Annotated in this window: 15 protein-coding genes; 8 read left to right on the top strand and 7 right to left on the bottom strand. The window is 70.1% G+C overall.

Features of this window, described 5'->3' with window-relative positions; translation table 11 throughout:
- The first annotated feature begins 275 nt into the window (after positions 1–275).
- The 8 genes from G5C65_RS04565 (at position 276) to G5C65_RS04535 (ending at position 6,711) form a co-directional block, all read left to right on the top strand.
- Positions 276–605, top strand: coding sequence for a hypothetical protein (locus G5C65_RS04565; RefSeq protein WP_165297272.1), 330 nt, complete (start codon positions 276–278; stop codon positions 603–605).
- A 181-nt stretch (positions 606–786) separates the two neighbouring features.
- Positions 787–1,899: a radical SAM protein gene (locus G5C65_RS04560; protein WP_165297296.1), complete on the top strand. Its 1,113-nt coding sequence runs from the start codon at positions 787–789 to the stop codon at positions 1,897–1,899.
- Positions 1,900–1,904: 5 nt separating this feature from the next.
- Positions 1,905–2,054 carry a hypothetical protein gene (locus G5C65_RS04555; protein ID WP_165297295.1) on the top strand — a complete coding sequence of 50 codons (150 nt, stop codon included), beginning with the start codon at positions 1,905–1,907 and terminating at the stop codon, positions 2,052–2,054.
- Positions 2,055–2,139: 85 nt separating this feature from the next.
- Entirely contained in the window at positions 2,140–3,015 is an 876-nt protein-coding gene (locus tag G5C65_RS04550) for a GNAT family N-acetyltransferase (RefSeq protein WP_165297294.1), read from the top strand.
- Between the two features lie 68 nt (positions 3,016–3,083).
- Positions 3,084–3,287 carry a hypothetical protein gene (locus tag G5C65_RS04545; RefSeq protein WP_165297293.1) on the top strand — a complete coding sequence of 68 codons (204 nt, stop codon included), beginning with the start codon at positions 3,084–3,086 and terminating at the stop codon, positions 3,285–3,287.
- Between the two features lie 395 nt (positions 3,288–3,682).
- Positions 3,683–4,894, top strand: a complete 1,212-nt coding sequence (locus G5C65_RS04540; RefSeq protein WP_165297292.1) for a helix-turn-helix domain-containing protein — start codon at positions 3,683–3,685, stop codon at positions 4,892–4,894.
- A gap of 501 nt (positions 4,895–5,395) precedes the next feature.
- Positions 5,396–5,524 carry a hypothetical protein gene (locus tag G5C65_RS40050; RefSeq protein ID WP_277607968.1) on the top strand — a complete coding sequence of 43 codons (129 nt, stop codon included), beginning with the start codon at positions 5,396–5,398 and terminating at the stop codon, positions 5,522–5,524.
- On the top strand, positions 5,521–6,711 hold the full coding sequence (locus tag G5C65_RS04535; RefSeq protein ID WP_206441233.1) for a methyltransferase domain-containing protein: 1,191 nt from the start codon (positions 5,521–5,523) through the stop codon (positions 6,709–6,711). The genes G5C65_RS40050 and G5C65_RS04535 overlap by 4 nt, the downstream gene beginning before the upstream one ends.
- A gap of 71 nt (positions 6,712–6,782) precedes the next feature.
- Here the strand turns inward: G5C65_RS04535 and G5C65_RS04530 are convergent, their stop codons facing one another.
- The 7 genes from G5C65_RS04530 to G5C65_RS04505 form a co-directional block, all read right to left on the bottom strand.
- Positions 6,783–7,085, bottom strand: a complete 303-nt coding sequence (locus G5C65_RS04530) for a hypothetical protein (RefSeq protein ID WP_165297291.1) — start codon at positions 7,083–7,085, stop codon at positions 6,783–6,785.
- The gene (locus G5C65_RS04525) at positions 7,082–7,321 is read right to left on the bottom strand and encodes a hypothetical protein (RefSeq protein WP_165297290.1); all 240 of its coding nucleotides are present in this window, start codon (positions 7,319–7,321) and stop codon (positions 7,082–7,084) included. Before G5C65_RS04525 ends, G5C65_RS04530 begins: the two co-directional genes overlap by 4 nt.
- Positions 7,322–7,362: 41 nt before the next feature.
- Entirely contained in the window at positions 7,363–8,250 is an 888-nt protein-coding gene (locus G5C65_RS04520; protein WP_165297289.1) for a glycoside hydrolase family 25 protein, read from the bottom strand.
- Between the two features lie 66 nt (positions 8,251–8,316).
- Entirely contained in the window at positions 8,317–8,496 is a 180-nt protein-coding gene (locus G5C65_RS04515; RefSeq protein ID WP_165297288.1) for a hypothetical protein, read from the bottom strand.
- On the bottom strand, positions 8,493–8,762 hold the full coding sequence (locus tag G5C65_RS04510) for a hypothetical protein (protein ID WP_165297287.1): 270 nt from the start codon (positions 8,760–8,762) through the stop codon (positions 8,493–8,495). Before G5C65_RS04510 ends, G5C65_RS04515 begins: the two co-directional genes overlap by 4 nt.
- Before the next feature lie 107 nt (positions 8,763–8,869).
- Positions 8,870–9,034, bottom strand: coding sequence for an Rmf/CrpP fold protein (locus G5C65_RS40330; RefSeq protein ID WP_338146230.1), 165 nt, complete (start codon positions 9,032–9,034; stop codon positions 8,870–8,872).
- A gap of 5 nt (positions 9,035–9,039) precedes the next feature.
- Positions 9,040–11,247, bottom strand: a complete 2,208-nt coding sequence (locus G5C65_RS04505) for a phage minor capsid protein (RefSeq protein WP_338146229.1) — start codon at positions 11,245–11,247, stop codon at positions 9,040–9,042.
- Positions 11,248–11,735 lie beyond the last annotated feature (488 nt).

Here is an 11,735-nt window from a genome sequence, read left to right as displayed (position 1 = left end):
CCCAAGCCCTCCTCCGCCTCGCCCGCCACCGCATCAGCGTCATCTTCGCGATGCTCCGCGACGGCACCTTCTACGAACCCAGAACCCCCCGCCTCGCTTGACGAAGGACATAGAGGCACCCCCCCCGCAAAGCCGCCGCCGGGACCTCACCGTAGTCATTCGACCGAACGCGGGGTGTGAAAACGTCCGCCTGAACGTCCGGTCGTACACGGCCCGTTCCACCTCGTGCGGCGGTGGACTGGTGGGTCCCATGAAGGACTCGTCAGGGGGCACGCATGGACAGACCGGCGAGACAGCGCGCGGGTGCGGCGTTCCGCGCGACACGCGGGGACCCCCAGGACTGGACGTCGGACGACTTCGAGGTCTATCCCGACGTGACCGCCGCAGAGTGGTCAGAGGCCACCCCGTCCGTTGGGCAGCTCCAGCGCGGCATGCGCGTGTACGACGCCGTCCGTGACCGTGAGGGCTTGGTGAACGGCATCGGCGAGCCGTACGCGGTCGACGAGCAGCCCTCGTGCGTCTGGCTGGTCCCGCCCGGCGGAGGCTACGAGTGGCGCGCGGACATCGTCGAGGTCCGGGTGCCCAAGAGCGAGGCGAGCCAGTGAGGCAGCGGATAGCGGTCGTGCTCTGGATTGCCTTCTGGGTGGCTGTTGTCGTGCCGCTCGTCTTGCTCAGCAGCCCATAGGCCCCGCCCCTTCCCGAATGCTCCGCCCCTGCCGGTGACCGCGAACCGTCCCCCACGGCAGCACCCGGCAGGGGCGGGCACCACCACGAGGAGGCACCACCGTGCACAGCTTGATAGCCAGCGAGTTCCTCGGCGAACACCTCATCCTGCGCCCCGGGAGTACTCAGGGCGTCAAGGTGCCAGTACAGCGCTTCGCCGAGCTCCGCCATGCCGCCGACGAGGCCCAGGGGCCACCTGTATGGCTCGTCGAGGCCGCTCGTGCCCGCTGGGGGCTCGACCTGCCCGAACACCCGGTGGCGGAGACCGTACGCATGCGGAAGCCGTCGCGGTACGGCTTCGGGCTCGCGAGCTGGGAGATCAACCTCGGGTGCAACTACGACTGCGAGCACTGCTACCTGGGGCTGAAGCGATTCGAGGGGCTTCCGTGGGCCGAGAAGGAGCGGCTGCTGCACGTCATGGACGCTGCCGGGGTCCTCTGGTTCCAGATCACCGGCGGGGAGCCGCTTGTGGACCGGCACTTCGCCGACGCGTACACCCTCGCCCACGAACTCGGCATGATGCTTACGATCTCGACGAACGGATCGCGGTTGTGGCGGCCCGAGCTGCTGCACCTCCTCGACGAGCGCCGTCCGTATCGGATCGTCGTCAGCGTGTACGGCGCGAGTGAGAGCAGCTATGACGGGCTGACCCGGCGTCCCGGCTCGTTCCGCAAGTTCACCAAGGGCATGGATGCCGCCGTGGAGGCCGGTCTGCCGATGCGCCTCAACCTCGTCATCACCCGGCACAACGCCGACGAAGAGTCCGCCATGGTCGCCATGGCGGAGCGCTGGGGCGTCGAGTACAACACGTTCACCAATATGTCGCCGACGATCTACGGCGGTGCCGAATCGCTGCCGTCGCAGTCGGCGGCGCATCTGCGTGAACGGAAGGTCTTCACCGGCTGCAACGCCGGTCACTCCTTCTTCCACGTCGACCCGCACGGCCGGGCGAGCATCTGCAAGGTCGGCCGCGATCCGTCCGTAGACCTCATGCACGAGGGGGTCGGCGGGCTGACCCAGCTCGGCGGAATCGCCGACTCCCTGATGCTTCGCACCGGTGGCTGCTCTGGCTGCGCGCTGTCCGGCTCATGCCGCGTGTGCCGACCGCTGGCCAGGCTCTACCAGGAGGCGAAGGCACCCCTGCACACCTACTGCCAGCACGGAGAGAGGAGGTGAACCACATGACCGCCGTCCTGGTCCCGCTTCTGCCGCGCCGGGAAGCGACCGGCACACCGGCCGAGGCGACCGAGATCGAGTTCGTCGATGACCTCGACTCGCTGACCGAGTCCGACAAGTGCGCCTGCGCCGCGAGCGACGACAACCCGTTCTGACCGTCGCTCAGCCACATCCGATCGGGCCCCGACGTCTTCCGCGTCGGGGCCCGAGCCGTGGGCCGGGAGTGAGTAGTGTGCCGCCATGCGATTCCGGTGGGACTGGCTGCACACTGTGATCACCGCTCCGTATGTGCCGACGATCGGTCCCGTGCACCCCGCCGCGCTGTCCGTCGACCTCTTCGCCGACATCGTCGAGGTCGCGGGCACGGGCCGCTTCCTGCCGTACGACAAGGACCGTCGATGGTCCGCGTACAAGAGCGACAGTGTCCTCGTGGAGGAGATCGCGCACGGGTCCGGGGAGACCTTGGTTCCCTCCCTGTCCCGGCGCGGAAAGGGCAGCGTGGCCGTATACGTCTACGGCGCGCGCCCCGAGAGCCGCGCGCTTGCCGCAGACCTCGCCGCCAAGCTGGCAACCGCTCACGGTGCCGCACAGGGACGCGTTGTCTGGTTCCTCACCTCCGACGAGCGGCCACCCCTCGACGTGCACGTCACACGCGTGCAACTCCGCGAGTTCACGGTCGAGCAGCCAGCCCCCGCTGCCGACTCCGTACGCCCCCTCGACGAGACAACCGCTCCCGTCCGGTCCACCTTTCCGCACTTCGCGGAGCGACTTGCTGATTCGGGGTTCGCGTTCCTCCACGCCCGTATGGATACCGAGGCTGTCGGCCCGGTGCTCACCGCTGTGGACGGAGAGCGCGTTGCGGGTGCCATCGGTCCTATGGAGGTCATGCGCGATCCGCGGGGCTCTGCTCGGCTGCTGCCCCAGTATTTCGGTGTCCTGCCCGAGTGCCGGGGCAAAGGCTATGGGCGTGCCCTGTGGCGTGCGGCTATGCACTGGGGGCAGAGCAACGGCGCCGCTTACCAGTTGCTACAGACCGAGTTGGGCGGCGCCTCGGACCACCTGTGCAGGGCCGAGAGTCTGAGCTCGCTCGGATACGTCTGTACGGCCCGAATCTGAAGGCCCGTACTCACGACAATGGCGCCCCTGGTACGGCCCCCGGGCCGTACCAGGGGCGCCATTCGTCAGTGCGCGATCTGCCAGAGGGAGAGGCCGAGCCCGGCGACACCCACCAGCGCGGCGAGGCTGGGCAGGGGCCACTGTCGACGTTCGAGGTGCGTGACGCGCTGGTCGTGGTCGACGCGGGCGAACCCCACCTCGACGGCACCGCGCGCCTGGCCGTGAGCGGCGAACGCGCCGACCTCTCTCCGCTCCTCCCCGTGCTGGGCTGAGCGCGCGGGCGGGGCCGGCCCCGGACGTGGGGAACGTCACGGCACGGCGCCGGAAGCGGGGAGGCCGGACACGGGGCGTGACGGACGAGGCCCGCGGAGTGGCGCGGGTCACACCGTTCGGGCACCGCGCGCCGCCCTGACCAGAGGGGCCGGATCCTGACGACAAACCCGGCCCGCGTCAAGGGGCGGTCCGGCCCCCGGACAGTTCCCCGGTTCGGCGACTCCGGGCGCCTGCCCTGGACTCGAAGATGTGCCACGTGGTGCCGGTCGTCACCGCGCACAAAGGACCGTAAGCGATCAGCGCGATGCTTCCGGCGCTTTCGTCGGAAGCACCGTCGCTGTACGAGACGTTCTGATCAGCTTCCTGCGCTGGGCTAGCGGTTTACGCTGAGCGTATGGCCGAGCACATCGGGAAGCGACTCCGTCGGCTTCGCAGCCTCGCAGGACTGACCCAAGAGGGCCTGTCCGCGGCTTCCGGCGTATCCGTCGACGTTGTCGCGCGACTTGAGCAGCAGCGCAAGCACTCCGCCAGACTTCCCACCTTCCACGCCCTTGCCGCCGGGCTCGGCGTAGAGGTCACCGCTCTGATGGGTGATCCGCCCGGCATAGCGTCAACCGGCGCGGCTGAGCCGCCGCAACTCGTCGCGCTGCGGCGGGCCATCATGCCCCCCCTCATTGGCATGCCACCTGAGCCGGCAGATGTGAACACCGCGTCGCTCTCGTCTGTCCGCGGGGAGCTGGCCGAGGACTGGACGCTCTATCACTCCGCGGCGTTCGACGACCTCATGAAGCGGCTTCCCGAGGCGATCACGAACGCGCGCCTGCTCGCTTTGGTCGGCACCCCGGACCAGCGCGCGGCGGGGCAAGCAGCCCTCGGTAAGGCGCTGCAACTGGGCGGACACCTTGCGATCCGGCTGGGCAAGACTGACCTCGCCTTGGCGAGCCTGGAGCGTGCTTACGCTGCCGCGGGGGAGTCCTCAGATCCGCTGCTCGCCCCCATGATCTCCAACTCCGTGGCCTGGGCGTACCAGCGTCAGAACCGGTTGGACGACGCCACCGGGTTGGCGGTGCACGCGGCCGACAGCATCGAGCACGACCGCATAGGGAGCGCGGAGCAGCTTCGTGTCTGGGGCGGGCTGGTCATGTCTGCCGCGACGAGCTCGGCCCGGAGCGGCAACTACGACCAGGCGGCGGAGATGATGACGACGGCCGAGGAGGCGACGGACAAGCTGACCAGGCTTCCCCCGCCGCGGGACGGGCGCATGGTCAGTGTGTTCAGCCGTTCCTCCGTCCGGATCGAACGGGTACGCCTGGCCGTCCAGCACGGACGGCCCGAGGAAGCCATCACGCTGGCGAACGGTATGCGGCTGAGCAGCGATACCCCGCCCTCATGGCGGACGTGGCTTCTCCTCGACGTGGCGCGGGCCCACACGGACGTGGGGGACGCCGAAGGGGCCGTCAAGGCGTTGAAGTCCTTGCGCCGTATGACCCCCGGGTGGATGCGGCACCACACGCTAGCCGTGGCCATCGTGACGGATCTGTGGAACGGGCCGAACCATCCGCCGGACCTGCGAGCGCTGGCGCGCTTCCTCGGCATCGCCGAATAGCGTTGAAAAACTAGGGCGTTACGCCCCTGGGGCCGGTTCCCTCGCGCTCCTACGGTCAGCACTGTCCAGCTCACCCAACGTGCGGGGACAGTCACATGGCGATTGCGAGGACCCCCAACGACGCGAGCACGCCGGATGAACGGCGGCGCCGCAACGGTCCCGATGTCGGGCCCGAGTACATTGCGCCGGAGGGGGCTGATATCCCGCCGGGGAGCCTCGCATATCCGCCGTGCAAGTGCGAGCGGTGCTGGGGGCGGAAGCCGTTGGCGGGGAGACCTCTCGTGCTGCGGCGGGCGGCATGCGGGCGCTGAACCGTGCTCCGGAGCAGGAGCAGACCCTGCCAGTCCGCGGCATGCCGCGCTTGGTGCACGTCCCCGCGGGCAGGGCGGTTCCGCCGTGCCCGTTCCCGTGCCGGATCTGTCGGCAGGCTGGACGGCAGTAGCGGTTCCGAGCTCCGCCCGGGGTGGGTGCTAACGAACCAATCAACCCATTGGAGGCATCATGCAACAGGAACGGCCCTGGATCCTTGCGTTCGGTGGCGAGGACGATGAGGACCATGGCGCCCGGCACGGCGGCGGTGGTCAGGGGGAGGGCGATGACTCCGGCCACAGCGACGAGCAGCAGAAATGACAACTGACCACGGGGTTGTGCGGGAGGCCGGTCCTGAGCGGCTGGCCTCCGTGCTCCTGGAGAGCGGTGCGCTCGCCGCCGAGTGGCTGCCCGCGTACACGGCCGTCCCCCGGGAGAAGTTCGTTCCCACGGTGTTCTGGCCGGGTAAGGGCGGCGGACGGCAGGGGCGCGCCATCGACCGGTCCAGGGAGCCGGATGCGTGGCGGGAGGTGGTCTACTCCGACCGTTCGTTGACCACCCAGTATGACGATGGCGCCCATACCGCGCCCGAACCGGGCTCGTCCCCGTCGTCCTCCAACAGCCAACCCACCTTGGTCTTCTCCATGCTGGCCGCATTGGACGTGGCCGAGGGGCACAAGGTGTTGGAGATCGGCACGGGGACGGGCTGGAACACGGCGCTGCTGTGTGAACGGCTCGGCAGCGACCACGTGTTCACTGTGGAGGTGGACACCGACACCGCCCGGAAGGCCAGACAGGCCCTCTCCCGGGAGGGGTACACCCCCACCACCGTGGTGGGTGACGGCGCCGACGGGTATGTGCCGGCGGCCCCGTACGACCGGGTGGAGTTCACCGCGTCAGTGCGGACCCTCCCGCAAGCGGTCATCCGGCAGACGCGCCCCGGTGGCATGATTCTGGCTCCCTATGCGCCGACGTACGGCGGCGGCGCGATAGTGCGGTTGACGGTGGACGCGGAGGGAGTGGCGTCCGGTCCGTTCGTCGGGTCGGCAGCGTTCATGCGGCTACGCCAGCAGCGTTCCGAGCGGCTGCACACCCGGGAGTACCTGGGAGGCAAGGACTGGCCCGCAGGCGGCGAGCGTTCCGTCACCGCTCTGTCGCCGGAAGACGTGGGCGACTGGCTGCCGATGTTCGCTGTGGGGATGCGCACGAGCGGGATGTTCCCGTGGGCGGAGCGGTACGGGGACACCGGCGCGTACACACTGTGGCTCCGCGACGAGGCGGTCAGCTCCTGGGCAACGGTCGACTACGACCCCGGAGCGTCCGAGTTCGTCGTCTACCAGGACGGTCCCCGCAAGCTGTGGGATGAGCTGGAAGCGGCGTTCCGCTGGTGGGCGGGGCGGGGGCGTCCGGGCTATGCACGGTTCGGCCTGACGGTCACTCCTGATGGCAGGCATACGCCCTGGCTCGACTCGCCGCACAATCCCGTGCAGCTCACGGACGACGAGTAGCCCGTCCCGCTCCGTCGCGAACAGCGAAGGCGCCCCCGCTCCCGGCAAGCAGCCGGGAGCGGGGGCGCAGCTCAATGTGTGGTCTGCCACAGGGACAGCAGCAGCCCAGCGAGGGCGGCAAGCGCTGCCACGGACGGCAGCGGCCATCGCGCCCGTTCGAGGGCGTCGAGCCGTGCCTCGTGACGTTTCTGCCGCTCGGTCTCGCCGCGCTCGACCGCGTCGAGCCGCTGCTCGTGGTCGGCGAGGCGCTGCTCGGACTGGTCCGAGCGCTGTACGAGCAGCGCGAGCGAGCCGTCGACGCGGGCGAACCCTACCTCGACGGCACCGCGCAACCGCTCCAGCTCGACCGCTATTTCAGGGTGCTGGTCGGTCACGGGCGACCCTCGGCGTCCTTGGGCGGGGGCTCCTTGCGCAGCCAGCCGGGTAGCAGGGCGTCGACGGCGGGAAGGGCCATGACGCGGGTGACGGCCGCGGCGACCGCGAGGGCGCCGGCGGCCCAGGGCAGGGATGCGGGGATACCGGAGGCGTCGACGATGGCGGGGAGCGCTGCGGCGAGCGAGAGCAGCCAGGCAACGGCGGTGCGGATGGTGCGGCGGGTGGCATCGGACATGGGCGGTTCCTCGTTTCGTGGAGTGGGGGACGGACCAGTGGTCAGGTGTCGTCGCGGTTGGGTACGTCGAGGCGGACCGTGATGGACTCGATGGCGGCCTCGATGCGGTCGACCAGCTCGTCAACGTCGACCGCGGTATCGCGAGCGGCGAGAGCCTTCGCCAGCTCCGTGATGGCGGCTCCCTGGGCGTCGAGCTTGGCCAGGATGCGCTTGCTGTTGTCGGCGGCGATGTGCGCGTACGCGTAGCCGCTGCCCAGCGCGGTGCGTACCGAGATCTCGCCGTCCTGCAACCCCTGCTGCTTGGGGAAGGTCTTGGGGATCCATGCGCCGAGCTTCACGGCGTCGTCGAGGTTCATCTCGTCGTCCTCCTGGTGGTGGGTGCCGCTGGCCCACGCGCGCAGCGCGGCGCGGTCGGCGAACCGGGCGGTGTTGGTGTCGAGGGGGCGGTCGGTGTACTGGTGGAAGAGCCAGGCGGCCCGGATGCCGGGGTTGCCGGGGCCCACGCCGTAGTGCGCGATCCACAGCGCGTCGCCTGCCGTTGAGCAGTTATCGCGGCCGGTCCAGAAGGCGGTGTTGCAGTAGAGGCCGACGCGGTGCGTGTCCCCGCGGAGTCGGCGCACTTCGGCGAGGAAGCGGTCTTTGTCGTCGCACGAGACGCGGGGGTCTTCCCAGTCGGCCCACAGCGGGTCGCCCGGCACGCTGCTTGCCCGCTGGACGAAGTACCGGGCCTGCGCCGCCATGCTGCCGGGGCGCAGGAAGTGGTAGAAGCCCACCACGAGGCCGTTGCGACGGGCGTGCGCCGCCTGGGCGCGCATCCGGGGGTTGGTGTAGGTGGTGCCCTCGGTGGCCTTCACGAACACGAAGTCGAGTCCGCGGGTGCTGTAGGTGCTCGGCTGGTACGACGACACGTCGATACCGCGAACGGCCATGGTGGAGTCTCCAGACATGAAAGAAGCCCCGGCGCGGGTGCGCGGGGCGTGCGGTGGCGGGGCGGGTCAGTGCTGGTCGTCGTAGGGGGAGAGCACGGGTGAGGCAGTGTTGTCGGCGATGTCGCCCGCGGCTTGGCCCTTGACGTCGTTGCCCCAGCGGCGCACGCCCAAGACCGTGCTCGTGATGCTGATCGCGAAGACGGCGAGCGGACTGGAGGGACCCTTGAGGTAGGTGTTCCCGGTCAACGTGAGTTTGGTGGTGCCGGACGTGCAGCGGAAGCCGTAGCCGGACCCGCCGGTACCGGCGCCGCGAACTCTTGGCGGGCGGCGGCGAGCTCCCGCTCAAGGCGTGCGATCTGCGCGGCGGCCTCCTCGCCCTGCGGCTGTCCCTCGCCGCTCGGCGAGGCCGCGGACGGCTCAGGAGGCTGAGCGGTGGAGGTCGGGTCCTGCCCGCCCTCGGTGCCCGGTCCGCTCTGCCGCTCGCCGCTGGGGGTGCTGGTGTCGTCGCTCATGGCGGTGCCCTCCTGGGGCTGGTCGGCCCGCTCCTGGCGGGTGTGGGCATGCGAAAGGGCCCGCTCCCTGCGGGCCCTCTGGGATGGTGCTGGTGGTCTGGGTGGCGCTATTCGGCGCGGTCGCGCACGGGGTGAGTCTCGGCGTAGCCGCGAATCCACGCCCGGCGGAGGATGGACTCGCGCGGATACGGGCACACGGTCGGCCGGTCGCCGCGCTCCCCTGCTTCACGGCCGGCGGTCACGGCCCGGACGATGTCCTCTCGCGTTCCCACGTCGGCTACCTCCGCTGTTGCTGGTCGGCCTCATTCTGCCGGGCCCGCTCGGCGGCTGCCGACCGTATCCCGGTGGCCTTCTCGATGAACTCGGCCTGCGTCATGCGTCCGCTGTGTGCCCACCACGCCTTGAGCTCGTCGGACGCGCGGGCGTACGCGATCCTCGCGGGCCCGGAGAACAGCGACACCGGGTCGACTCCCGCGGCCTCGGCCTGCTTGCTGAGCAGGTAGCCACGGCACTCCTCCTCCGCCTTGAGGTACTGGTCGTACACGTACTCGTCGTACAACGCCTTCGCCTCGCGACGCGTCATACGCCGCTCTTCGTGCTCCTCGCCGGACGCGTCGGACAGCCGATCGGACACGGCTTCCCACCCGGCGTCATCGGCGAGCGCTCCCCAGCCGTCGGGGTCGGGGGCGGGCTCGGCAGCCTCGGCGAGCGCGTCGCGGTCGGCGAGCAGGTCGGCCATGGGATCGCCGGTCGCTGACAGGCGCGGCATCTGCACGGGGTCGCGGCGGTCCATCTCGGCAGCGATCCGTGCCAGCTCATCCGCGTTGGCGTACTGCATACACCAAGCGAGAGCGTCGTCGGACGTATCCGACAGCGCGTCGGACAGCCGCCCCCCGGGGAAGAGCCGGGCGAGCATGTCGCGCCGGTTGGCCTCGGCGGCGAGCAGCGCCAGCGTGCCCGGATCGGCGCTGCGGGCGCGCGTGGCGAGATCCGTGTCGGACAGACGCGCCAGCTCCGGCCGCACATCGGGTAGCCGTGAAGCCAGCTCGCGGCGGTCCATCTCCGCCATGACGCCGAGTAGATCCCGCTCGTCGTCGAGCAGCGGGACAGCGCGGGCGAGCTCGTCGTCTCCGTACCCGGTCAGGTCGCCGTGGCGCACGTCGGCCCGTACCCGCTGGCGTAGTTGCTCGCGGTCGCGCCGGTCGGCTTCGGCCTCGATCCGGTGCCGGGCGCGGCTGTCGAGCAGGTTCGACCGGACGGCGGCGGGGAGCTGGTCGTCGCTCATCTCCCGTACCGACTCCTCGTCACCGGACCACACCCGAGCGGCGTCGACCTGCTCGGTGTGCGCCCGACGGCGCCGCTTCGGGAGGTTGGAGGCGCCGGGCTGTTCACGGGCCCGCAGACGGCGCAAGTCCGGGTGCGTCGTGAGGTGCGACCGCATCGCCCCTTGCCACTGCCGCGCCTTCCGGCGTGCGGCGGTCTTTGCCTCGGGCGTGACGGCGGCGGCCTCGCGTTGCTTCCATCTGCGAATGTTCCGCTCGATGGCGCGCTGGCGCTGGCCTGCCTCGTACCCTGCGGGATCGCTGGCCGCCTGCTCGATGCGCGTGACCCCGGGCGTGTAGGCGCTGACGCTGTGGCGGCAGTTCGGATGCTGGAGGCCCGCGCGACGGGCCCCGTCGAGGGACCCGGCTACGCGCACGGCGACCATACACCCGTCCTCGACGGCGTGCTCGACCTCGACCGCGCGGGGGCCGGGCACACCGTCGAGGGCGAGTCCCCGGCCCTCCCAGGGGCGGCACAGCGGGCACTCGCGCGGCGCGTCGGAGACGACGACCAGCTCGATACCGGCGTCGGCGAGGGTGCGCGTGTGCGCCTCGGTCGCGGCGCGGGCAACGGATGTGCGTACGGCCATTTCGGCGTACGACGTGAGCTGCCAGCGTCGGCCGGCCTTGTCGACGAACGTGCGGATACCGCGGTCGGCGAACCGACGCATGGCGTCCTGTGTGGCCTGGCGGCGGGTGCCGGTGCCGATCAGGGGCGTTGCGGTGACCTCGGCGACGATGGCGCGGAAGGTGTCGACGACCACGCGCAGAATCGAGCGGTGCGTTGAGGTGACGCGGTTGACGGTCTCTTGTGCGAGGCGATCCACAGCCTGTGCATTCGGGGTGACCTCGTCGACCAGCCGTCGGGCGTCGTCCGACAGGGCGCCGAGTTCGGCGACCGCGGCGCGGTGCCCGACGTTGTACGATTCGGCGACGGCGTCGAACACGTCCAACTCGACGGCCCGGGCGAGCTCGTCGACGACGGCCTGAGAGGAACGGCGCAACGCCTGTACCGCGGCGAGCTGCCGCTCGGTCCACCCTGGGGCGTCGAGGCCGTCGGCAAGCTGCAGAGCGACGATCCCCAGTAGGCGCCGCTCGGCCTCGGCGTACAGGTCGCGGGTGCGCTCGGCGAGGGGTTCGACCATGCCGAGGCGGATCGGCACAGGAATTCACCTCACCTCTCTTGAACGGCGCGTAGAAAAACGGCAGTTCAGGGGCCAAGAGACCCCCGGTGGGGAACTTGCCAAGCGATCCAGTTCTATCCGCCTTGCTCACCGCAAAGGGTGAATTTGTCGATGTAGCCTTTCTTTTCTAGAGCGACTTCCAGCACGCTACTTCATGAAGGTTGGCCCTGGTCAGGGCCTCTTGTCGAACTGGAGGTCGCATGCCTCGAATTGTCGCCGCCCTCGTCGGTAGCGTTGCCATCGTTGGTTCCTTCGTGGGGACTGCTGCTGCGGCACCGACGCCGATCAACCCGCCGCACGCCCAAGCCGCCGCGAACGTAAGCAAGTCGGGGGAACTGCTGGAGGCGAAGAACGTCGAAAGCGCGCGCAGGGTGGGTACCGGCCGCTAGTGCGTGAAGGTCGACGAGATCGTCGACCTGACGAAGACGTCTGGCTCGGCGAACGCGTTCCACCTCACCTGGGTTCAA

The sequence above is a fragment of the Streptomyces boncukensis genome (genome assembly GCF_011045075.1).
GTDB classification, from domain to species: domain Bacteria; phylum Actinomycetota; class Actinomycetes; order Streptomycetales; family Streptomycetaceae; genus Streptomyces; species Streptomyces boncukensis.
Note: the sequence above shows the minus strand (reverse complement) of the source record. Positions and strands in the feature narration are given on the sequence as shown.

What these genes read in the sequence shown, in the direction of transcription:
- G5C65_RS04540 (WP_165297292.1), top strand. Translation starts at nt 3,683, where the DNA reads ATGGCCGAGCACATCGGGAAGCGACTCCGTCGGCTTCGCAGCCTCGCA.
- G5C65_RS04565 (WP_165297272.1), top strand. Translation starts at nt 276, where the DNA reads ATGGACAGACCGGCGAGACAGCGCGCGGGTGCGGCGTTCCGCGCGACA.
- G5C65_RS04510 (WP_165297287.1), bottom strand. Translation starts at nt 8,762, where the DNA reads ATGAGCGACGACACCAGCACCCCCAGCGGCGAGCGGCAGAGCGGACCG.
- G5C65_RS04555 (WP_165297295.1), top strand. Translation starts at nt 1,905, where the DNA reads ATGACCGCCGTCCTGGTCCCGCTTCTGCCGCGCCGGGAAGCGACCGGC.
- G5C65_RS04525 (WP_165297290.1), bottom strand. Translation starts at nt 7,321, where the DNA reads ATGTCCGATGCCACCCGCCGCACCATCCGCACCGCCGTTGCCTGGCTG.
- G5C65_RS04550 (WP_165297294.1), top strand. Translation starts at nt 2,140, where the DNA reads ATGCGATTCCGGTGGGACTGGCTGCACACTGTGATCACCGCTCCGTAT.
- G5C65_RS04520 (WP_165297289.1), bottom strand. Translation starts at nt 8,250, where the DNA reads ATGGCCGTTCGCGGTATCGACGTGTCGTCGTACCAGCCGAGCACCTAC.
- G5C65_RS04535 (WP_206441233.1), top strand. Translation starts at nt 5,521, where the DNA reads ATGACAACTGACCACGGGGTTGTGCGGGAGGCCGGTCCTGAGCGGCTG.
- G5C65_RS40050 (WP_277607968.1), top strand. Translation starts at nt 5,396, where the DNA reads ATGCAACAGGAACGGCCCTGGATCCTTGCGTTCGGTGGCGAGGACGAT.